Annotated in this window: 16 protein-coding genes and 3 pseudogenes; 7 read left to right on the top strand and 12 right to left on the bottom strand. The window is 72.5% G+C overall.

Features of this window, described 5'->3' with window-relative positions; translation table 11 throughout:
* Positions 1 to 71: 71 nt before the first annotated feature.
* Entirely contained in the window at positions 72 to 1,058 is a 987-nt protein-coding gene (locus tag ACH4SI_RS18480; RefSeq protein WP_398296804.1) for an MFS transporter, read from the top strand.
* A gap of 10 nt (positions 1,059 to 1,068) precedes the next feature.
* Here ACH4SI_RS18480 and ACH4SI_RS18475 read toward each other — a convergent pair whose 3' ends face one another.
* The 4 genes and pseudogenes from ACH4SI_RS18475 to ACH4SI_RS18460 all read right to left on the bottom strand — a co-directional run bounded on the left by ACH4SI_RS18475 (position 1,069) and on the right by ACH4SI_RS18460 (position 3,200).
* On the bottom strand, positions 1,069 to 1,557 hold the full coding sequence (locus ACH4SI_RS18475; RefSeq protein ID WP_398296803.1) for a glutathione peroxidase: 489 nt from the start codon (positions 1,555 to 1,557) through the stop codon (positions 1,069 to 1,071).
* A gap of 38 nt (positions 1,558 to 1,595) precedes the next feature.
* Complete coding sequence (locus ACH4SI_RS18470) at positions 1,596 to 2,060, bottom strand: PaaI family thioesterase (RefSeq protein WP_398296802.1); 465 nt, start codon at positions 2,058 to 2,060, stop codon at positions 1,596 to 1,598.
* Positions 2,061 to 2,109: 49 nt separating this feature from the next.
* A pseudogene (locus tag ACH4SI_RS18465) lies at positions 2,110 to 2,593 on the bottom strand (enoyl-CoA hydratase-related protein).
* 28 nt (positions 2,594 to 2,621) lie between these two features.
* Complete coding sequence (locus tag ACH4SI_RS18460; RefSeq protein ID WP_398296801.1) at positions 2,622 to 3,200, bottom strand: TetR/AcrR family transcriptional regulator; 579 nt, start codon at positions 3,198 to 3,200, stop codon at positions 2,622 to 2,624.
* A gap of 238 nt (positions 3,201 to 3,438) precedes the next feature.
* On the opposite strand from ACH4SI_RS18460, the gene ACH4SI_RS18455 reads away from it, so the two are divergent.
* Entirely contained in the window at positions 3,439 to 3,966 is a 528-nt protein-coding gene (locus ACH4SI_RS18455; protein ID WP_398296800.1) for a DUF3761 domain-containing protein, read from the top strand.
* A gap of 62 nt (positions 3,967 to 4,028) precedes the next feature.
* Here ACH4SI_RS18455 and ACH4SI_RS18450 read toward each other — a convergent pair whose 3' ends face one another.
* The 4 genes and pseudogenes from ACH4SI_RS18450 to ACH4SI_RS18435 form a co-directional block, all read right to left on the bottom strand.
* On the bottom strand, positions 4,029 to 4,952 hold the full coding sequence (locus ACH4SI_RS18450; protein WP_398296799.1) for a YceI family protein: 924 nt from the start codon (positions 4,950 to 4,952) through the stop codon (positions 4,029 to 4,031).
* A gap of 110 nt (positions 4,953 to 5,062) precedes the next feature.
* Positions 5,063 to 5,935 carry a dioxygenase gene (locus tag ACH4SI_RS18445; RefSeq protein WP_398296798.1) on the bottom strand — a complete coding sequence of 291 codons (873 nt, stop codon included), beginning with the start codon at positions 5,933 to 5,935 and terminating at the stop codon, positions 5,063 to 5,065.
* 50 nt (positions 5,936 to 5,985) lie between these two features.
* On the bottom strand, positions 5,986 to 6,255 hold the full coding sequence (locus ACH4SI_RS18440) for a hypothetical protein (RefSeq protein WP_398297124.1): 270 nt from the start codon (positions 6,253 to 6,255) through the stop codon (positions 5,986 to 5,988).
* Between the two features lie 86 nt (positions 6,256 to 6,341).
* Positions 6,342 to 7,820: pseudogene (locus ACH4SI_RS18435) on the bottom strand (FAD-dependent monooxygenase); the annotation flags it as partial.
* A 76-nt stretch (positions 7,821 to 7,896) separates the two neighbouring features.
* Between ACH4SI_RS18435 and ACH4SI_RS18430 the strand changes: the two are divergent.
* Positions 7,897 to 9,696, top strand: a complete 1,800-nt coding sequence (locus ACH4SI_RS18430) for a sigma-54-dependent Fis family transcriptional regulator (RefSeq protein WP_398296797.1) — start codon at positions 7,897 to 7,899, stop codon at positions 9,694 to 9,696.
* Between the two features lie 10 nt (positions 9,697 to 9,706).
* Here ACH4SI_RS18430 and ACH4SI_RS18425 read toward each other — a convergent pair whose 3' ends face one another.
* The 4 genes and pseudogenes from ACH4SI_RS18425 to ACH4SI_RS18410 all read right to left on the bottom strand — a co-directional run.
* A complete protein-coding gene (locus ACH4SI_RS18425; protein WP_398296796.1) occupies positions 9,707 to 10,915 on the bottom strand; it encodes an SIS domain-containing protein in 1,209 nt (402 codons plus the stop codon).
* A gap of 282 nt (positions 10,916 to 11,197) precedes the next feature.
* Positions 11,198 to 11,602: a secondary thiamine-phosphate synthase enzyme YjbQ gene (locus tag ACH4SI_RS18420; protein ID WP_398296795.1), complete on the bottom strand. Its 405-nt coding sequence runs from the start codon at positions 11,600 to 11,602 to the stop codon at positions 11,198 to 11,200.
* A 13-nt stretch (positions 11,603 to 11,615) separates the two neighbouring features.
* On the bottom strand, positions 11,616 to 12,152 hold the full coding sequence (locus ACH4SI_RS18415) for a hypothetical protein (RefSeq protein ID WP_398297136.1): 537 nt from the start codon (positions 12,150 to 12,152) through the stop codon (positions 11,616 to 11,618).
* Positions 12,153 to 12,310: 158 nt separating this feature from the next.
* Positions 12,311 to 12,613 (bottom strand): annotated as a pseudogene (locus ACH4SI_RS18410) (SIS domain-containing protein); the annotation flags it as partial.
* 216 nt (positions 12,614 to 12,829) lie between these two features.
* Between ACH4SI_RS18410 and ACH4SI_RS18405 the strand changes: the two are divergent.
* From ACH4SI_RS18405 to fxsT, 4 genes are all read left to right on the top strand, one after another.
* Complete coding sequence (locus tag ACH4SI_RS18405; protein ID WP_398296794.1) at positions 12,830 to 13,933, top strand: hypothetical protein; 1,104 nt, start codon at positions 12,830 to 12,832, stop codon at positions 13,931 to 13,933.
* A gap of 199 nt (positions 13,934 to 14,132) precedes the next feature.
* Positions 14,133 to 15,581: a hypothetical protein gene (locus tag ACH4SI_RS18400; RefSeq protein WP_398296793.1), complete on the top strand. Its 1,449-nt coding sequence runs from the start codon at positions 14,133 to 14,135 to the stop codon at positions 15,579 to 15,581.
* Positions 15,578 to 16,756, top strand: coding sequence for an AAA family ATPase (locus ACH4SI_RS18395; RefSeq protein WP_398296792.1), 1,179 nt, complete (start codon positions 15,578 to 15,580; stop codon positions 16,754 to 16,756). The genes ACH4SI_RS18400 and ACH4SI_RS18395 overlap by 4 nt, the downstream gene beginning before the upstream one ends.
* Positions 16,753 to 21,105 carry an FxSxx-COOH system tetratricopeptide repeat protein gene (fxsT, locus tag ACH4SI_RS18390; protein WP_398296791.1) on the top strand — a complete coding sequence of 1,451 codons (4,353 nt, stop codon included), beginning with the start codon at positions 16,753 to 16,755 and terminating at the stop codon, positions 21,103 to 21,105. Before ACH4SI_RS18395 ends, fxsT begins: the two co-directional genes overlap by 4 nt.
* Positions 21,106 to 21,124: the final 19 nt, after the last annotated feature.

The raw sequence follows: 21,124 nt of genomic DNA, 5'->3' as shown, positions 1-21,124 counted from the left end.
CGGCACGCTGGCCGACCGGGTGCGGCGGCGTCCGCTTCTGATCGCCCACCAGCCTCGCGCTGGCCGCCATCATGACGGCGCCGCTCGCGGTGCGTTCCCAGGACGACGTCTGGCTGCTCTTCACTGTGCTGGCCCTGGTGGGCGTGGGCGCCGTGCTCACGAACGCGGCCGAAAACGCGCTGGTGGCCTCTGCCATCCCCGGCGAGCTGCGCGGCGACTTCAACGGGCTGGTCCGTACGGCGATCGAGAGCACGAAGCTGCTCGGCCCCGTGGCGGGCGCGGCCCTGTTCACCGTGGTGGGTGGTCCCACGGTGGCCGCGTTGGACGCGGTCAGCTTCCTTCTGGCCGCACTCGCGTTCTCTCTGATCCGCGTGCACGAGCCCGCGCCGACGAAGCGGGCGGCGCGGGACTGGTGGGCCGAAACGGCAGATGGGCTCTCCTGCCTGTGGCGGCGCCCCGCGCTGCGGTCGCTGGTGCTCGTCGGCGGTTGCGCCATGACGGCGTCGAGTCTGAGGAGTACGGCCACCTACGCGCTGCTCGACACCGGGCTGCACCGGCCGGCGGCCCTGGCGGGCATCATCGCGCTGGTTCAGGGAATCGGATCGGTCATCAGCGGGCTGACAGCGGGCGCGCTGCTGCGCCGCCTGCCCGCACACCGCGTTTCGGCGATCGGGCTCACCGTCTGCGCACTGGGCTCGCTCGCCTGGGTCACTCCCTGGCTTCCGGTGGTCCTGGGCGGCAGCCTGGCGATGGGACTCGGGCTGCCCTGGCCGCTCATCAGCGCGATGACGTCCGTCCAGACGGACACCCCGGGCGAGCTGCTCGGCCGGGTCGCGGCCTCCGCCAACACCCTCATCTTCGCGCCCACCGGGCTCGCGCTCCTCCTGGGCACGGCCATGGTCGCCACCCTCGGCTACCGCGTACAGCTCCTCGCGGCGGCCGCGCTGCTGGTGGGAACGGGCTTCGCCACCGGGTTCCGGGCCCCCGCCGCCCCGGGGAGTGAGTCACCGACCGCCGCCGAACCACGCACGATCGCCGGAGACGACGCCGGTCGGTGAACCCTGCCGCTCAGCGGGGCAGTTGGGCCTCGATCGCGCCCACGACCTCCGCCGCCTCCGGCTCGGTCCGCGGCCGGAAACGCCCGACCACCTGGCCCTGCGGCGAGACCAGGAACTTCTCGAAGTTCCACTGCACATCCCCGGCCTCCCCCGCCGCGTCCGCGGTCCGGGTCAGCTCGGCGTAGAGCGGATGCCGCTGCTCGCCGTTGACGTCGGTCTTCTCCAGCAGCGGGAAGGAGACACCGTACGTGGTCGAGCAGAACGTCTCGATCTCCTCCGCCGTCCCCGGCTCCTGCCCCGCGAACTGGTTGCAGGGAACCCCCAGCACGGTGAACCCGCGCCCGGCGTACCGCTGCTGCAACCGCTCCAGCCCCTCGTACTGCGGCGTCAGCCCGCACTTGGACGCCACGTTGACCACCAGCACCGCGGCACCCTGATGCGCGCCGAGAGTGGTGGGCTCGCCGGACAGGGTGCGCAGGGGAATGTCGTACAGGCTCATCGCTGATACCACCTTCGTCGTTCGCCGATGCGCCCAATCTATGCCCTGCCGACATCCTCCCGGAGGATCATGCAGGTTGTGGTGGCGTGGGCGATCAGTTTGCCGTGGTCGTCCAGCACCTTGCCTTCGGCGGTGGCGGTACGGCGGCCGGCGTGGATGACGGTGCCTTCGGCGATGAGCGTCTGTCCGTCGGTGCGGGCGGCGCGGATGTAGTTGACCTTGAGTTCCAGGGTGGTGTAGCCGGCACCCGCGGGGAGGGTGGTGTGGACGGCGCAGCCCATGGCGGAGTCGAGGAGGGTGGCGGCGATGCCGCCATGGACGGTGCCGAGGGGGTTGGCGAAGTCGGGGCGGGTGTCGAGGGATATGACGATGCGGCCGGGACCGACCTCGTCGAAGCGCATGCCGAGCAGGCGGCCGATGGAAGGGATATCGGCGGGACGTTCGGTCTGCACCCAGCGCATCAGCTCCAGGCCGGTCATGGCGCTGAGGTCGGTGGTGGTCACGGGCGTTCTCCTTGGGTGGTGCGAGTGGGGCGGGTAGGGCGGGTGGGGATCAGCCGAGCGGGTTGGCCGTGTCGCGCAAGGTGGCCAGGACCGGGGCGTACATGCGGGCCTTGATGGTGCCGAGGGTGTCGCCGGCCTTGCCGATCTGCGCCTGGGCGATCTCGATGGCGGTGGCCGCGGTGTCGGAGCCGCCAGTACCCGCGGTCGGCACGCGTGACACGGAAGTCGTGGGCAAGGGAGAACATCGCGCCGGCGGCGAAGGTGTGGCCCTGGAGCGCGGCCACGGTGATGACCGGCAGCGACAGGACCCGCGCGAACAACTCGTGGACGGAGACGACGTAGTTCTGGTGCTGGTCGGCGTGGGCGAACAGCCAGTCCAGGTCGAGCCCGTTGGAGTAGAACTTGCCCGTGGCGGCGGTGACCAGGGCGCGGGGGCCTTGCGCCTTCTCCACCTCGTCGTCGGGGTGGAAGCGGTTCTCCCCGTCTCCGAGGTCGAGGACGAAGACGTTGTCCTGACGGTCGAGCGAGGGCACGGCGGCTCCTTCGGTGAACTGCTGGGGGTCATGGCCGGGTCCCGGGTTCGGACCGGGCGTTCTGCCGCAGGGACTGGACGAGCAGGTCGTGGATCTCGGCGGCGGCTGCCTCGATCGGGGCGGTGCTCTGCTCGGCCCGGCACATGATCACCGCGCCTTCGACCGCGGCGACGATGAAGGCGCCGAGCCTCCGGCCGCGCTCCTCGGTCAGGCCGTGCCGGACGAACAGGGCCGCAAGGGCCTCCTGCCAGCGGGCGAAGACGGCGGCGGCGGAGCGGGCCAGCTGAGGTGCGTCGTCGTTGGTTTCCACGGCCACCGCCACGATCGGGCAGCCGGCCCGGAAACCGCTCTCCACGAGCCGGTCGCGCCACAGCGCGAAGAACGCGTCGACGGCACGCACCGGATCATCGGCCTGCGTGGCGGCGTCGATGAGACCCGCGACGAAGTCCCCCGCCAGCGCCACCGCCTCGTCGATGAGCTGCGCCCGGCCGCCCGGAAAGTGGTAGTACACCGAGCCGCGAGGGGCTCCGCTGTGGGCGAGCACCCGGTCGATGCTGGTGGCGCTCGCGCCGTGTTCACGCAGCAGGGCAGCGGCACTGACGATCATCCGGTCACGACTGTCACTCCTGCGCGGACTCACCCGCCCACCACCTTTCCGAACCCACGGGCTACCCGTCGGTAACTTAAGGTGTACGGCATAGAACATGCAAGAGGGGCCTCGGCGTCGCGCCACGACGACTGGGCCACATGTTGATGACGACTTGACCTCACATCACTCACAGCATCTTCACTTTTCAACCACTGCGACTAAGGTCAACTCCTCACGTATCGCTCAAGGGGGGACCATGTCCTGGAATAACCGGCCATCACCATCACCCACCCCACCGGCGCCCCTTCGCCCCAGATGGGCGCGCAAGCGCGTCGCCATACCGGCCGCGGCCGCGCTGCTGTTCGTCGGGTTCGGCATAGGCGGGGCGGACGGTGCCGACGCCAAGACGGCGGGCCGGGTCGCACCCGCGCCCACCGTGACGGTGACGGTCACCGCGAAACCCGCCCAGATCAAGCACAAGGCCGAGCCGACGCCGACCGTCACGGTCACCAGAACCGTCACGGCCAAACCCAGGGCCACGCCGAAGCCGAAGGTGACGAGGAGCGCCGAAGCGCCCGCCGACACCTCGTCGTCCGGTTCCGGTTCCGGTTACGGGTCGGGGTCGGGGACCGGGTCCGGGGATTCGGGCTCCGGGACGTCAGGGGGTACGGGCGCGGCCGGTGGTGGGGCCACGGCGCGGTGCGAGGACGGGACCCTTTCGTACGCCGCGCACCATCAGGGCGCCTGCTCGCATCACGGCGGGGTTGCCGTCTTCTACCGGTGATACGGCAAACGGGGCGCGCCACACCGGAGCGCCCCGTTGGGGTCGTAAGCTGCGAGCGGCGGCTACTCCGGCGGGGTCGGGGTCTCGTGGTTGCGGTACATCGCCTGGATGTCGAGCTCCAGCTTGACCGTCGGGCCGACGACCGCGATGCCACGGGCGAGCATGTTGCGCCAGTTCAGCGTGTAGTCCTCGCGGTGGAGTTCGGCGGTGGCGTGGGCCGCGCAGCGGAGTTCCTGGTCGTAGCCGCCGTTCACCGCGCCGAGGTACGTGGTGTCGAGCGTCACGGAGCGGCTGACACCGTGCATCGTCAGGGGGCCCTGGATGCTCCACTTCGCGCCGCTGCGCCAGGTGAAGCGGCTGCTGGCGAAGTGGATGTCGGGGAAGTTCTCGACGTCGAGGAAGTCGGCCGAGCGCAGGTGGTTGTCCCGGGTGTTGTTGCCGGTGGAGATGCTGGAGGCGTCGATGAGGACCTCGACGCGGGAGTCCTCCATGCGCTCGGCCACGTGGATGCCACCCCGGAAGCGGGTGAAGCGGCCGTGCACATTGGCCATGCCGACGTGGCGGGCGATGAAGCGGATGGCCGTGTGCGGGGGGTCGAACAGCCAGGTGCCGGGCGGGGGGAGTTCGAGCTGCTGCGAGGGCTGCATCTGGATGCGCTGGAGGTCGGCGCATTCGCCCGGCCTGACCTCGGTGGTGAGGCGATGGGGGGTCAGGCCACTGCTGGTGATCAGTACGGAGTACTCACCCGGCTCCAGGGTGGCGACGAACAGCCCGTGGGGGTCGGTGCTGGCCTTGATCGCCTGCTTGCCCGCGCCGCGGGTCGCGGTGATGGTGACCTCGACGCCGCTCAGCGGCTGACCGACGGGGTCCAGGACCTCGCAGCTGAAGGCACCGGCGCCGATGGGCATGGGGAGGCGGAGACCCGAACCACGGTTCGGGCGCTTGGTTCGCATGCGCCGGAGCAGAGCGAGGGGTGTTGCAGTCATCTCTCTGGTTTCTCTCGGTAACGGGGTGTCCCCATGATGGAGGGCGCTGGGGGACGTCACCCATCGGGGGTGGTTGTATCGGCCAATGGCCTCGGCCACGTACGCGCCGCTCAGGGGGCGGCACGCGACAACACGAGGTCGAAGTCGGCGCGACGAAAGGGGGTGCTGACACCGTAGCGGGTGGCGAGGCCGGGATCATCGACCAGGGTGAAGTCCTTCACCAGACTCCGTTTGACGGCGAACACCGCGTCGGAGTCCACATAGGGGCTGCCCGCCACGAAAACATGGGTGGTCAGGGAGGCATGACCGGCTGCCTCGGCGATGACATGGATGTGTGCGGGCCGGTACGGATGCCGCCCGGTGGCGCGCAACAGGGCGCCGACCGGTCCGTCGGTGGGAATGGGGTACGGGCTCGGCACGCAGGTGCGGAACCAGAAGCGGCCCTCGGCGTCCGCGGTGAACAGCCCGCGCCCGTTGCCCTCCGGCTGCACATCGGGCTGCTGCACATCGTAGAAGCCCTGGTCGTTGGCCTGCCAGATGTCGAGGACGGCACCGGGCAGCGGGGTGCCGTCGGTGTCGGTCACCCGGCCGCTGACGACGCAGGGCTCGCCGGTGCCCACGAGGTCGATGGTGTCGCCGAGTTCGCGGCGTGGCGAACCGGTCAGGTGAAAGGGGCCGAGAACGGTCGGTTCGGTGGCTCCTTCCGTCCCTCGCCCGTTGATCGTCTCGACCAGCATGGAGATGCCGAGCACATCGCTGAGCAGGATGAACTCCTGCCGGGTGTCGGTGCAGTGGTGACCGGTCTCGGTGAGGAAGCCGATCGCCGCCTCCCACTCCTCCGGGGTGGGCTCGGTCTCGCGCACGAAGTTGTGCAGATGGCGGGTCAGAGAGGTGAGGAGAGTGTGCAGCCGTTGGTCGGGAGTGGCGGCGAAGCTGTCGGTGACGGCTTCGGTGGCGGTGTCCTCGGTGAAGTCGGTGGCCATGCCTCTCCCCTTCTCCCCTTCGCTTCGTACGCCTGGTGTGCCGCGTACCGTCAGCCGGCCTCCTCGGGCGGCGCCGGACGCGCACGTCCGAGGATCTGCCTCAGCGCGCCGGTCAGCAAGTCCGCGGCGTCCGGTGAGGCCGTGGCGTGGCGGAAGCCGATGTAGTTGTCGGGGCGGGCCAGCAGCGCGCCACCGTCCCCGGTTTCGCGCAGTCCCGCCCAGTCGCCGTACGGTCCTCGTACTCCTGGCCGGGCCCGATGACGACGGTGGCGATCTCGATGCCCAGTTCGCGGCGCGCGGCCTCGGCCGCCTGCCGCCAGCAGTCCCCGCCGATGCCGGTGAAGAGGGTGAACCGGCCGTGGCCACCGAGGTCGAGGGTCGAGAGGCGGTCGCGGCCGCGGGTGACCCAGGCGTGCGGCAGCTTGGCGCCGGGCCGGGTGGAGGGCTGGTGGTACAGCTCCGGATCGCGGACGAAACCGGGGTCGGGGGTGCCGTCGGGGACGACGGCGGCCGACGTGTACCGCTGGTTCATCTCCACGCCGTGCGCGTTGAACTCGTACACCTTGGCGGCGATGGCCTCGCGCAGCCGCTGCCGCTGCTTCTCGGCCTCGGCAGTGGCGTCCTTGCGGGCGGCCACGTTGCGCCACATCTGGCCGGGGTCGGCGGTGGACAGCACGTTCAGCGCCTGGAAGACCGGCGCGGTCTCACCGATGCTCTTGTTGGCGCGTTCGACGATCTGCCGTCCGACCGGGGCCCGCTCGGCGGAGTAGCTGTCCAGCAGGGCGGGCGCGGCGGTGCCGTCGAGGACGTGGCGGAGTTTCCAGGCGAGGTTGTACGCGTCCTGGATGGAGGTGTTGGAGCCGAGGCCGTTGGACGGCGGATGGCGGTGGACCGCGTCGCCCGCGCACAGCACGCGCCGGTCGGCGTAGGTCTCGGCGTGCAGGTGGTTGACGGTCCAGGCCGAGGTGGAGGTGATACGGACCGGGATCTCGTCATCGCCGAGCAACTGCCGCACCACGGACAGCGCGAACTCCTCGGTGAGGTCCGGCGGGCCGGCCTCCAGGTCGTACCCCCACACCACCATCCACTCGGTCCAGGGGCGTACGCAGCGCACCAGCCCGGCGCCGATGCCGCCGACGGTGGCGCCGGGGGCGAGCACCCAGTAGAGGGTGGAGGGGCGGTGGGCGGTGAGGGCGGTCAGATCCGCCTCGAAGACGATGTTGAGGCTGCCCGCGACGCCCATCCGCCCGACGGTGGGCAGCCCGGCGTTCTCGGCGACGCGGCTGCGCCCGCCGTCCGCGCCGACCAGATAGCGGGCCCGGATGCGGTAGGTGTCGCCGCGCAGCCGGTCCCGTACGGTCGCGGTCACGCCCTCGGCGTCCTGCTCATGGGCGAGGTATTCGGTGTCGAAGCGCAGTGCGGTGCCCCGGGCGACGGCGGCGTCCACCAGGACGGGTTCCATGAGGTGCTGCGGCATGTCGCACATGGCGCTGGGGCTCGCCAACTCGTGCTCGGCCTGGACGCGCGGGTCGTTGCCCCAGGAGCGCAGCCGCCCCAGCTCCTCGCCCGCGAGGCTGGTGCAGAAGACGGTGTTCCCCATGAGGTGCTGCGGGGTGGCCTCGGCCCGCACCCGCTCCTCGACGCCGAGGTCGCGCAGTACCTCCATGGTGCGCTGGTTGGTGATGTGCGCGCGGGGCGTGTCCGCGAGGCGTCCGTACCGGGTGACCATGATGTTGGGCACGCCGTAGGTGCTCAGGGCAAGCGCCGTCGCGGCTCCGGCCGGGCCGCTGCCGACGACCAGTACGTCGGTCTCGACGGTGTCCACTGCGTCAATCTCCTCTCCTGGCGGCCGGTCGGCCGGTCCTTCGCCGATCCCGGCCAGCATTGATGATCTTGATTCAGGAGGGGGCGGCGGAGGTGTCTCAATACGAGACATCCGGCCGGTATACGGTGAGGTCCCTGTGACGAGCATCGACGACACCCCGGCCGCCCCCGCTCTCGCCCCGCTCAGGCGGGCCCGTGAGCGGTTCCTCGGCGGGCGGCCGCCGGGCGAGGACATCCCCGACGAACTGGCCGAGGCGTGGCGGCGGGCCCGTTTCCTCGGCGTACGACGGGATCTGACGCCGCCACCCGCCCCCGTACCCGCGAACTCCCCGCTGCTGGCCGCCGCGCGCCCGGTGCTGAGGCGCATCCTGCCCACCTTGGCCGGCGGCGACACGGCGCTGATGCTCGCCGACTCCCGCTGCCGGGTGCTGTGGTCGGGCGGCGGTCCCGCACCGGCGGTGGGCTGCGATCTGTCCGAGCGGGCGGTGGGGCACAACAGCGCGGTGCTCGCGCTGCGCCTCGGGCGCCGGGCGGAGGTGCACGGCCCGGAACACGTCCTGGACCTGTGGCAGGGGCTGTCGGCGGTCGGCGTCCCGGTGTACGAGCCGGGGGCACGCCGCCCGGCCGGGACCGTCACGGCGCTGGCCCCGGTACGCGAGAACCGCGCGCCCCATCCGGGCGCGGCGCTTGCCGAGGCCATCGCGTTCGCGGTCGAGTCGGAGCTGCTGGGCCGGGCGCGGCCCCCGCAGCGGCTGCTGCTGGACGCGTATCTGCGGGAGGCGCCGGAGGGGCGCGCGGTGGTGGCGCTCGACGGCAGCAGCCGCATCGTCAGCTCCGGGGCGGCGCGGCTGCTGTCGGACGAGACGCTGACCCGGCTGGAGCGCCGGGCCACGGCGCTGCTGCGGGACGCGGGGGCGGCGGACGGGCGGCAGCCGCAGGAGTTCACGGTGCCGGACGGGGCCGGGCTCGTCGTCCGTATGACGCCGGTCGTGCGGGAGGGCGAGCACGAGGGTGAGGTCATCGGCGCGGTGGCGGTGGCCCACCCGGCCCCGGCGGCCGGCCCGGCGGGTCCGGCGCGTGCGACACGTACGGCGGGGCAGGGCGGCGGCCGGGAGCGGCTGCCGGGGCTGGCCGGTACGTCGGGCCCGTGGCGGGTGGCCGTCGCGCGGGCGACCGGGCTGGCCCGGACCGCGGAGCCGCTGCTGCTGACCGGCGAGGCGGGCGTCGGCAAGTCCTCGCTCGCCCGCGCCCTGTTCGCCTGGCGCGGCGCCACCGCACCCCTGGTGGTCGACGCCGCCGAGGGCGCGCCCGGTGACGTACCGCGCTGGTGTCACGACGTGGCGGAGGGGGACGGCACGCCGCCGCTGCTCCTGCTCCACGCCGAGCGGCTGGACCAGCCCGATGTCGCCGCGCTGCTCTCGCTGCTGGCGCGGCGGCCCGAGGTGCCGCTGACGGCGACGCACACCCCGGGCACCCAGGTCGGCCCGTGTCTGCGGCGCCTGCTGGACCTGCTCACGGCCCGTTCCGTCGCCGTGCCGCCGCTGCGCGAGCGCGTCGAGGACATCCCCGCGCTGCTGCCGGGGCTCGCCGGGCGTCCCTCCCCCGGCCGCCCGCCGCTGTCCTGGAGCGTGGACGCGTGCCGGGCCCTGGAACAGCACAGCTGGCCGGGCAATGTCGCCGAACTGTCCCAGGTGGTACGGGAGGTGGCCGAGCACCGCCGGGCCACCGGCCCGGTGCGGCGCGCGGAACTGCCGCCGGGCCTGCGGGTGCCGCCGGCCGCGCGGCGGCTCAGCGGGATGGAACGGGCCGAGCGCACGGCGATCCTGGAGGCACTGCGCCGCCACGGCGGCAACAAGGCACGCGCCGCCGAGTCCCTGGGCATCGGCCGCGCAACCCTGTACCGCAAGCTGCGCGCCCTGGGCGCGGACCAGCCCTAGAAGGTGTCCTTCACGCCCCGGGCTCATCGACCTTGATGTGCCGGGCGTCCATCGGGACGGCGCCGCCGCGGAACGGCACGCGCCCCCAGTGCTGCGCGAGGTCGTGCGAGACCGCCACGCCCGCCGCGCCCAGGGCGACCTCGACGCTGTGAGCGGCAGGAGCGGCACCGGTGAAGAACCGCCGGGTGTCGAGAGTGATGACGTGGTGGCCGTTGTCGCGCAGCGCGCTCGCCAGCCGGTCATGGCGTTCGCGTCCGGTGGCGCCGACGAGATGGATGGCGCAGTGCGGCTCGGGGCCGATGAAGTAGTCGACGTGGCCGCTCTCCTCGAGTGCCACGGCGCGGGTGGCGACGCCGGTGGCCTCGATGAGCTTGAGCATCCAGAAGTCACCGGCGCTGCGGAGGTCTGGCAGGGTCAGGACCGAGAGGGCGGACGGGGCCGCGTCGGGCCAGGGCAGCGGCTCGCGCTCGTAGGCCCGGGCGAAGGAGGTCAGCAGTGTGCCCACCTGGTGGCCGGAGCCCTCCGTATCGCGGGCGCACAGGTGGAGCACTCCGGCCGCGAGGGTGATGTATCCGCCGGCCGGGATGGTTTCCCGGACCGGTGGCAGCGGGACGGTGACTGTCCGGTGGGCCTCGCGTGCCAGGGGGGATGTGCCGTCGGTGGTGAGGGCGATGGTGTGACGGCCCGCCGCGCGGGCCGCCCGGAGCGCGAGGACGGTCGCCGCGGTGCCACCGGACTGGGAGACGCCGACCACGGTGTCGCACCGGGACGGGATCTCGCCGGTCCAGGCGATCTCGCCGGTCCAGGCGATGTCGCCGGCGGAGCGGGCCCGGTGGCCGAAGCGTTCCGCGAGGAGCGCGGCAGCCAGCGAGTCGCCCGAGCCCACGAACACCGCGTTGCCGAGGTCGGCGGTGCCGGAAGGATGGCGCGGGGAGTTCAGCTCGGGGGCGGATCGGGCGAGGGCGAGCACGACGAGCGGATCGGCGGCGGCCGGCCAGGACGGTGGCACGTACGCGGCCGTCATGCCCTCGTCGCGTACGACGCCGGAGGCGATCACGAGGTCGCCGGGGCGGATCCCGGGGTGCATGCCGCCCGATCCTCCCACCCGCAGATAGGTGGTCACCCCGGTGTTCTCCAGGAGTTCGTGCAGGACGAGTTCCGCCTCGGGCGACCCGGAACCCGCCGGAGACCACGCTGACGGACGCGCCGCCGTAGCCACCGCTGAAGGTGCTGAACATGCCGGACCGGCCGACGGGCCGTGGGGCGTCGAGCTTCGCCGCGATCTGCTCGGCCGGGTCCTGGTCGTAGCCGCACAGCGGATCACGGACGGTGAGGATGACGTACTCGCCGACCTCGGCCGGATCGACGCGGGTGAGCGCGGGCACCCCGTCGGTGTAGAGCCCGCGCAGCGGCACATGTGCCGCGTGGCGGTAGTCCTCGAGGATCTCGCGGCGGAGCGGGTCGAGGTGCGACAGGTCGTCGGGCGGCTGTCCGGGCATCGCTACCGTCCCACGATCTGCACGTGGAACTGCCGGTTGCGGGGGCCGTCGTGCTCCATGAAGTACACCTTCTGCGAGTGGCCGAGGAGTAGCGCGCCATCGGTGACGATGAGCGACAGCGACGTCCCGAACAGGGTGGATTTGATGTGACCGGCCGCGTCCTGCGGTGTGTCGTGCTGGTGCTTGAAGTCGATCCGGGTGGGGATCAGCCGGTTGACCTCGTCCATCACGTCGATCAGGCCGAGCGGATCGGGGAAGGAGATGATTCCCAGGCTCGCGGTCGTGCGCGGAAGCGCCACCACCGCGATCCCCTCGCTGATTCCGCTGTCGGCCACCGCGCCCGCGATCTCGTCGGTGATGTCGACGGCGCGGTTGCCGTCGGTGCGGAGCTGGAACGTCGCGACCATGGCAGGGCCCCTTTCAGATGTGGGCGGAAGGGATGGTGATCCGGCTCGAGCGGGTGGTGGAACCGTCGGCCGAGTCCGCCCAGTTGGCCCGGCCGCCGCGGCCGGGCCGCTCGCCGCGCAGCCGCATCAGTTCGTCGGCGAGCAGGGCGAGCGGAACGATGTGCACCAGCGGTTGCCACAGCTCGCGCACGCCCGTCGAGTACGGGACGTGGACGCCGGTCAGCGGCCGGTCGGAGACGGTGGCGGCGGGACGGCCGAGGCTCCGCAGCAGGGGAACCAGCTCCTCGGCCCTCGACCACTCCGCGCCGCCACCCGGGGCGGTGAGAACGACGGGGACCGAGGTGTCGGCGGTGAAGTACTCCAGGTGGACGAACTCCTCGACGTCCTGGTCCCGGGCGGCAATCCCCGCCGCCTCGAGGACCTTCGCCGCGCCGTAGCCGGCGGATCCCCGGGACGGCCCGGAGCCGAGGTACTGGATCTGCTCGTGGTCGGCCCACTCCTCGGCGAGGCGGGCGACCACGGGCGCGGCCAGGCCGACGGTCTCCTCCACCTGTCCGCGAGCGCGGCGAGTTCCTTGCGGAAGAGGCCCGCCTCGTCCATCGTGTAGCGGCCGCGTACCTCGCCGCTGCGGATGGCGAGGTGGTACAGGCCGAGCAGGCTCATGGCGTACGACCGGACGCCCGGCGCCGCCGCAAACGGCGGCGCGGCGACCGGCAGCACCCGGTCGGCGTCCGCACCGAGCCTGCTGCCGTCGCCCGCGGTGACCGCGACCACGAACTGCCCCTGGGCGCGGGCGGTCCGGGCCGCCTCGACGACGCGGGCCACCTCGCCCGAGTGGGAGACGGCCACGACCATGGGCTCGAACCTCCGGCCGCCGGAGAGGCCGGGAAGCCGGTGCCGCGCGGCAGTGAGGGCGTCGTCGGCGAAGCACGGTACGCCGGTCAGCCGTGCCCACGCGAACTGGGCCGCGCGGGCCGCGAAGAACGAGTCCCCGCAGCCGGTGAGGAGCACGAACCGCAGCGCGTGGTGGTCCGGCGTGCCGAGGGTGCGGCGGGCGTGATCCTCCACCTGCCAGGTGGTGTCGCGGATCAACTGGCCGAGTTCCGACCATCCAGGTGGCCGCCGACGCCGACTTCCCGCGCTTCCTCGATCGTCTCGTCACGACCCTTTCGTAGGCCAGTAGGGTTTTCGGCACGGTCGTGTTCATGTCGTTTCGAGGGGGGAACCGTGGGGGCTGGCGACACCGGGGGCGCGGGGCGGGCGGACGTCGTCGTCCTGACCGCGCTGGAGATCGAGTACCGGGCCGTACGGGCGCATCTGGACGACCCGCGCCCCGTCCGGGCGGAACGCGGCTCCCTGTTCGAGACGGGCGTCTTCCGCTCGGGGGCCCGGCCCGGCGGCCGGCAGGTGGCGATCCACATGACGGGGCCCGGAAACCCGGGCGCGGCGGCGCTGGTCGAGCGGGCGGCGGCGCTCTTCGCGCCGCGGGCCGTGCTGTTCGTCGGGGTGGCGGGTGGCGTCAAGGATGTCGCGCTCGGCGATGTGGTGGCCGCCGACGCCGTGTACGACTACGAGACCGGCAAGGACACCGAGTGCGGGTTCCTTCCCCGGCAGAAGACCCATCAGCCCGCCTACGGACTGGTGCAGCTGGCCCGTAACGTCGCGGCGTCCGGTGACTGGCAGCGGCAGATCTTACCCGGCGGCGCCACCACGCCGCTCCCGCGCGCCCACGTCAAACCGATCGCGGCGGGCGGCCGGGTCGTGGGGCACGAGCGCTCCGACGTCGGCCTCCGGCTGGCGGCCGTCGCCGGGGACGCGATCGCGGTGGACATGGAGGGCTTCGGCTTCCTCGCGGGCGCGTACGTCAACCAGCAGCTCGACGCGCTGGTCATCCGGGGCATCTCCGACCTGCTGGGCGACAAGGGCGAGGCGCACGACGAGCACTGGCAGCCGGTCGCGTCCCGGCACGCGGCCGCCTTCGCCTTCGAACTGATCGGGCGGCTCCCCGCCGCGGAGGCGGCGCACGGCGCGCCCGCCCGGCGCCGCCGCAAGCTCACCATCCAGCAACTCGGCGGCCTCGCGGACCTGTTGCTGGAGGTCCCCGGCCTGTCCTCCCCCACCCGCTGGCAGCAGCTCCTCGACGAGCTGCCAGCCGTCGGCACCGCGGTCGGCCGGCAGTCGGCGAGCCGCGCGGAGGCCCTGGCCCTGCTGCGCACCTGCGAGGCGCACCGGGCCTTTCGCGAGCTGGTGTCCGTGGTGGACGTCCTCGCCCCCGACACCCCGGCCGCGGCCGAACTCGCCCGCCGCGTCGACGAACTGGGCCTGGACTGACCGGGCCGCCCAGAGGGCGGGAAGTGTGTCACCGGGGGCGTGCGGGGCATACAAGTTGTCCGGAGTCCGCGCGGGCGACGCTCGCCTGTGGCAGGGTCTCCGGCGGGATCATCGGCGGCGGGGACCGGTGATGGGGGTACGGGGGAGGCACGGCATGGCGGCCATGCGGGAAGGCGGCCTCAGATCGGTCCATCATTTGGTGTCGGCCTTGAAGGAGTTCCGCTGTCTGACGGATCCGGATTCGCGCGCGTTATGCCTGGACCTGGTCGCCATGGAGATGGAGCTCACGTCCGTCCCGGTGCGCGGCCATCGCGTCACCGACTACTTCCTGGTGGAACTGGCCCGGGAGTGTCTGGAGAACGTGCGGATGATGCGCGCGCTACGCGCGTCGCTCGCGGTGATGGCGCCGGGCACGGACGCCATGGAGCACCTCGATTCGGTCGTGGAGCAGATGACGGCCCGGCCGGTGCTTCCGGCACCGGCCGCCGGCGGACTGCGGTCGCTGCTGGAAGATCTGGAGTTCGAGCACCTGAGCCAGTTGTGCCGGGCCGCGGCGGGTCCGCTCCAGGACGTTCCGGCGGTCACCGGCCCCTGGCACGCCTTCGAGGAGCTGGGCCGGATGAACGCGCGGCCGGACGGGCTGCCGCCGGGCCTCGCCCTGGTGGAGTATCTGGCGGCGTCGGCCCAGCCGCTGCGGAAGGCCGACGCGCTGCGGGCGTGGGCCGATGAGCAGGCGCGGGAGCTGGACCTGACCTCGCAGTTGAGATCGCTGCGCCAGCAGGTGGGGCATGCCGCCCCGGCCGAGCCGGACGACGCGTATCTGGTGATCCGGCTGCTGCCGCAGGAGGAGCCGGGCCGCTACGAGCTGTCGTCCTGGCACAGTTACGACCCGAGCGGCTGGCATCCGGCCCGCGGCCCGGTCACCCAGGTCACCTCCGCCACCGCCGAACGGGCGGTGCAGGAGCTGGTGTACGCGGCGGAGGAGGAGTGGAAGGACGCCCGGTGCATCCATCTGGAGTTCCTGCTGGGCCCCGATGACCTGAATCTGCCGGTGCATCTGTGGCGCAAGGAGCTGGACAGCACGATGGCCACGCCGCTGTGCATGGACTATCCGGTGGTGGTGCGCAGCCTGGAGCGGAGCCAGACCAGGCGCTGGCACCGCCCGTGGAACCAGCGGTGGCAGCTCTTCACCGGCCGGCCGGAACTCGCCAGACAGCTCATCGTCGAGGACCAGGATCCGGACAGTCCGCGCTCCGGCGACCCGGCCGCGCTGCTGGCCCGGCTCCAGGCGGATCCGCACGTCGTGGCGCTGATCCTCAACTCGCCGCCGGGCGGCGCGGGTGAGGGTTCGCGCGAGGCGCTGGCGGCCTGGCGGGCGGGAATCCCGCTGGTGGCATGGGATCGCCGGCCCACCCGGGATCCGGCGTTCGTCCAGCACTTGAGACAAAAACCGGACGAGGCCAGCGGGGACCTGGCACGGCTCCGCGAAGCCGTGACAAAGTTACGTCTGGACGCCCATACGATCGACTCCGCGGAGCGGGAGCACCACCCGGGGCAGCATGTGGTGCTCGTCTGGGACGACCCGACCCGGCCCGTGGAGACGCAGGGACGCATGACCGGGCCGGACGAGGGGTTGGGCAGTCGATGAGCGACGGAGAGCCTGCACGGCGGCACAACGGACGGATCCCGGGCGGCGAGGGCTCCGCCTCCGGTCCCCTGCCGTCCGGCATACCGCGTCCCTGGTGGATCTACCAGGGCACCGGGCGCCCCCTGCACGACGTCAGTCTGGAGGACATCCTTCCGCCCCCGCCGCCCTGGCGCACCTTCGGCGGGGTCTCGGCCGGCCCGGTGGACGGCGGTGATGCCGACGGCGCGTTATCCGACCCGGACGAGCCGCCGACCGAGCCCCCGGCGCCGCCGGAGGACGTCCAGGACACCGCCCGCCGGCTCGGCGCGACCCCGCTCGGCCTGCGGTCCGACGCCGAGGAGGCGGACGTCGTGAACGCCGCGCTCATCCTGCGGCGCCCGCTGCTGGTGACCGGCCGCCCGGGCACGGGCAAGTCGACGCTGGCGTACCGCATCAGCCGGGAGCTGGGCCTGGGCCGGGTGCTGCGCTGGCCGATCACCACGCGTTCCACCCTGCGGTCCGGTCTCTACGGCTACGATGCGGTCGGCCGTGTGCACGCCGCGGCGGCCGGACAGGCGGCTGAGGAGGACGGACACGAACCCGGACCGGAGGACATCGGCGACTTCCTCCAACTCGGCCCGCTGGGCACGGCGATGCTGCCGCACCGCCTCCCCCGCGTCCTGCTCATCGACGAATTCGACAAGAGCGACATCGATCTACCCAATGACCTCCTCGACATCTTCGAGGCCGGCGAGTACTCCATCCCTGAGCTGGTGCGCATCCGCAGGCGGCGCCCGGCCGTATCGGTCCTCACCGACGACCCCGACCGCAGCACCGTCATCGCGTCGGGCCGGGTGCGCTGCCGCGCCTTCCCCGTGGTCGTCATCACCAGCAACGGGGAACGGGAGTTCCCGCCCGCGTTCCTGCGCCGCTGTCTCCAGCTGCGGCTGCCCGACCCGGACGCCGACCGGCTCGCCGCGATCGTGGCCGCTCATCTGGGCAGAGCGGACGACCCGCGCGCCCGGGAACTCATCGACATGTTCCTGGAGCGCAGCCGCCACGAAGGCGGTCTCGCCGCCGACCAGTTGCTCAACGCGGTGTATCTGGTGACGGCCCGTTCCGAGGCTCCGGGGCCCGAGTGGGAGGAGCTGCTGCGCGCCGTCTGGCACCGGCTGGACGCCGCGGGCTCGACATGACACATGACCCAGGCGGCGGGTCCGGCGAGCACGGCCCACGGGACCTCGACTGGCAGCAGATCGCCGATGCCTTCTGGCTGGCCGTCTGCAAGGCCGAAACCGACCGCGCACCCGGCCGGCCGTCGCCCGGCCCGCTCCCCGCGCCCCCGCGGGGCGACCCCCCGCCGCCCGCCGACCGGTCCCCCGAACCGCCGCCGGAGGACGACGGCGGGCCGCGGCCCGAGCCCGAACCGGCCGTCTCGGCGCCGCAGCCCGTGGAACTGATCGAGGTACCCGAGGCGCCGGAGGACCCGGGCGGGACGGAACCGGCGCTGGTCACCGACGTCATGGTGCCCGCGCCCCGGCCGTCCGCCGCCGGACCACTGGTCGCCGAGCGCGCCGTCTCCCGGGCGCTGCGCCCCCTCAAGCGCACCTCGCCCTCGCCGGTCGAGCTGGAGGTGGACGAGGAGGCCACGGCCGAGCGGGCCGCGCGCGACGGGCTGTGGCTGCCGGAGTGCGCGCCCGTCCAGGAGCGGTGGATGGACGCGGTGCTGGTGCTGGACTGCGGCAGCTCCATGGTGGTGTGGCGGCGTACGGCGGCGCGGCTGGTCACCGTATTGGAGCGGACGGGTGCCTTCCGGGACGTTCGGGTACACCGGATGAACACCGATCACCCACTGCCCGCGGACCCTCACGACTCCCCGGTGGACGGCATGTCACCGCGCGGGAAGCGCGCGGTGCTGGTGCTCACCGACGGCATCGGCGCGGCCTGGGGCGACGAGAGCGCGCAGCGCGCCCTGGGGCGCTGGGCCCGGCGCGCGTCGGTAGCCGTGCTCCATGTGCTGCGTCAGGGCCGCTGGCACCACACGGGGATCGCACCGGAGCGGGTCCGGGTGAAGGTTCCCGAGCCCGGCGCGCCCAACGGGGCCTGGCGGCCGGGCGACGGCGGCTCCTGGCCGGGCGGCGAACCACCGGTGCCGGTGCTGGAGCTGGACGCGCGCTGGCTCGGCAACTGGGCGCGGCTGGTGGGCCGTCCGTCGGACCGGGGCCATGACACCCTGGCGCTGCTGCCCGGGGCGCCGGCCGACCCCTGGGATCCGGAACCGGAGCCCAGCGCCTGGGACCGGGTCTTCCGCTTCCGCTCCACCGCGTCGCCGAGCGCCTTCCGGCTGGCGGCGCGGCTGGCTGCGGCGCCGCTGAACATCCCCGTGATGGAGTTCGTCCAGGGGATCCACCAGCCGGAGGGCAGCCCCGGCGATCTGGCCGAAATCCTGCTGGGCGGCCTGTTACGCAAGCTCGGCACCGCCGATCCGCTGGACGAGACCGGAATTGGCTACGAATTCCACGACGGAGTACGGGAACTGCTGCTGTCCGCCGGGCTGCGGGACGAGTCGCTGTACACCCTGCGCAGCGTCCTGGACCGGCTGGGCCGCCGCTGGAAGCCGCTGCATCTGCTGCGCGATCTGCTCAACCATCCCTCGGGGCCGGTGCGGGATCTGCCCGACACCGAGCGCCTGATGCCGTACATACGCCTCCAGGAAAAGGTCTACCAGGCGCTTTCCGGGCCCTATCTCGAAGGCGCGCGCTCCTTTCGCGCCCTTGTCCTCGCGCGCCAAGCGCTCCCCCGCACGGGCGAAAGCCGCCCGGAGCCCTTTGAAGACGTACCCAACTGGGGAAATGTGGTACCCGAGGTTGCCGTGACTGACTCCAGGACTCCCCGACCCCGTCCGTCGTCCCAAGCCGACGATTCACCATCCCCGCCGGCGCACGGCACGCCGGGTACGGCGGGGGAGCATTCGAGAGGAACCTTCGTGTCCGTGACCGCTGCCCGGTCCCTGCCCGCCGTGGAGGAGCGCCGTGCCGGGGAGCCCCCGGCCATCTGGGGCAATGTGCCGCCCCGGAACAACAACTTCACCGGACGGCGAGCGCTGCTCGACACGCTCCACGAGCGGCTGCGCAGCGAGGGTACGGCCGCCGTGCTCCCCGAAGCACTGCACGGCCTCGGCGGCGTCGGCAAGTCCCAGATCGCGTTGGAGTACGTGCATCAGCACGCCGCGGACTACGACGCGGTGTGGTGGATCCCGGCGGAGCGCCCGGAGCAGATCCGCCAGGCGCTGGTCCAGCTCGCCGACCGGCTGGGCCTCCAGGCGGGCATGGAGGCGAACACGGCCGTGCCCAGCGTGCTCGACGCGCTGCGGACCGGGCGTCCCTGCCGCAACTGGCTGCTGGTCTTCGACAACGCGGAGGAGCTGGAGACGGTCCGGCCGTTCTTCCCCGCGGGCGGGCCCGGCCGGATCCTGGTGACCTCGCGGAACGCCCAGTGGTCGCGGGCCGCCCGTACCGTCGAGGTGGATGTCTTCGAGCGCGAGGAGAGCATCCAACTGCTGCTGCGGCGGGGTCCCGAGCTGCCGAACGAGCAGGCCGACCGGATCGCCGAGACCCTGGGGGACCTGCCGCTGGCGATCGAGCAGGCGGCGGCGTGGCTCAGCGAGACGGGAATGCCGGTCGACGAGTACCTCCAGGTCTTCGAGGACGAGCGGGCCGACGTCAGCACCCGCCGCAACGAGCTGCTGGCCGCCGGGGTCCCGGTCGACTATCCCGAACCGGTCGCCGCCGCCTGGAACATGTCGCTGCGTCGGCTCGCGGAGCACCACCCGGGCGCCCTGCAACTGCTCCAGATGTGCTCCTTCTTCGCCCCCGAGCCCATTTCGCGCCGGCTCTTCTCGGGCATCCGCGGTGTGTCCCTCTCCCCGGAGCTGTCGGAAGTGCTCCAGGATCCGATCAAGCTCGGTCATGCGATCCGGGAGATCAACCGCTACGCCCTGATCAAGATCAATCACCGCAGCAACACCATCGAACTGCACCGGCTGGTACAGGCCGTGCTGATCGGCCAGATGTCCCCGCAGCAGCAGGCCGACATGCGGCACAGCGCCCACGTGCTGCTGGCCTACGGCGACCCCAACGATGTCTCGCCCGCCAGCTGGGGCCGCTACGCGGACCTGCTGTCGCACGTCCGGGCGTCCCGCGCGATGGACTGCGACGACAAATGGGTGCGCCAGATGGTGCGGAACCTGGTCCGGTTCCTCCATGTCTGGGGCGACCACGAGGGCGCCCTCGAACTCGGCAGCCGGGTGCGGGAGAAGTGGCTGGCCTCGCTCGGCGAGGACAACCCGGAGACGCTCGCCCTCTCCCGTACGCTCGGCCATGTCCTCATCCTCCTCGGCCAGTTCGAGCAGGCCCGGGAGCTGAACAGCCGGACGCTCGAACTGACGCGTGCCGGCGACGGCGACGACCACGAGAACACGCTGGTCACCATCGGGGCGGTCGCCAAAGATGCCCGCTTCCAAGGTGATTACGCGCGCGCCGTGGAGCTGGAGGAGGACCGCTGGCGGCGGACCATCCGGCTGTTCGGCGACGAGGACCCGTACACCATCGCCGCTGCGAACGACTACGCCCTGGCGCTGCGCCACGCCGGGGACTACCCCCGCGCCCGCGAGGTGGGCGAGAACGCCCACAACGTCGCCAAGGTCGTCCTGGGCGAGGACTCGCTGCTGACGATCCTGCTGGAGTCCAATCTGTCGATCGACGTCCGGGAGAGCGGCGACTACATCACCGCCCGAACCATGCTGGAGCAGACCTGCGCCCGGGTCCGCCGACTGCTTCCGCAGAACGCGCCGATCGGGGTCATGGCCCTGCGCAACCTCGCCGTGGCCCGCCGCAAGGCGGGCGACCACGAGGGGGCGCTGGAGGTCACCCGGGAGGTGCTGGAGCGGTACCGGCTGCGCTACAGCGAGCCCAGTCTCCATATCTCGGCGACCTCGCTGAACCTGTCCATGGACCTGCGCCAGACCGCCGACCTCGACGGTGCCCGCGAGCTGGGCCACAAGTGCGTGGACGACATGCGGTCCGCGCTCGGGCCACGGCACCCGGTGACACTGAGCGCGGCCATCGACCTGGCCGTCACCCTGCGGCTGCTGGGAGAGACCGAGGCGGCGCTCGCGCTCAACAAGGAGACGCTGCCCCTGCTCGTCGAGGGGCTGGGGGCGGAGCATCCGATCACCCTGGCCTGCGCGATCAATCTGGCCAGCGACCACTACACACTGGCGGACTACCAGGAGGCGCGGGAACTGGACACCGAGACCCTCGCGGCCTGCCGGACACGGCTGGGCGAGGACCACCCCACCACGCTCGCCTGCGCGGTCAATCTGTCCGGGGATCTGCGCGCGCTCGGTGAGGGCCGGTCCGCCGAGGAGCTGCACAACGACTCCCTCGCCCGGATGCGCGCCGTCCTGGGCCCGAATCACCCGGCCACGGTCGCGGCGGCCCGGGGCATCCGCGCCGACTGCGACGTGGAAGCGATCGCCTTCTGACACCGACTGCCCGCGCCCC

The organism is Streptomyces sp. NPDC021212, assembly GCF_044332925.1.
Lineage (GTDB): Bacteria > Actinomycetota > Actinomycetes > Streptomycetales > Streptomycetaceae > Streptomyces.
This window is presented reverse-complemented; position numbering and strand designations above follow the sequence as displayed.

Bases quoted from the DNA above. Each gene is read 5' to 3' on its own strand.
- ACH4SI_RS18455 (WP_398296800.1), top strand. From the start codon at position 3,439: ATGTCCTGGAATAACCGGCCATCACCATCACCCACCCCACCGGCGCCC.
- ACH4SI_RS18395 (WP_398296792.1), top strand. From the start codon at position 15,578: ATGAGCGACGGAGAGCCTGCACGGCGGCACAACGGACGGATCCCGGGC.
- ACH4SI_RS18450 (WP_398296799.1), bottom strand. From the start codon at position 4,952: ATGACTGCAACACCCCTCGCTCTGCTCCGGCGCATGCGAACCAAGCGC.
- ACH4SI_RS18460 (WP_398296801.1), bottom strand. From the start codon at position 3,200: ATGATCGTCAGTGCCGCTGCCCTGCTGCGTGAACACGGCGCGAGCGCC.
- ACH4SI_RS18475 (WP_398296803.1), bottom strand. From the start codon at position 1,557: ATGAGCCTGTACGACATTCCCCTGCGCACCCTGTCCGGCGAGCCCACC.
- ACH4SI_RS18420 (WP_398296795.1), bottom strand. From the start codon at position 11,602: ATGGTCGCGACGTTCCAGCTCCGCACCGACGGCAACCGCGCCGTCGAC.
- ACH4SI_RS18480 (WP_398296804.1), top strand. From the start codon at position 72: ATGACGGCGCCGCTCGCGGTGCGTTCCCAGGACGACGTCTGGCTGCTC.
- ACH4SI_RS18445 (WP_398296798.1), bottom strand. From the start codon at position 5,935: ATGGCCACCGACTTCACCGAGGACACCGCCACCGAAGCCGTCACCGAC.
- fxsT (WP_398296791.1), top strand. From the start codon at position 16,753: ATGACACATGACCCAGGCGGCGGGTCCGGCGAGCACGGCCCACGGGAC.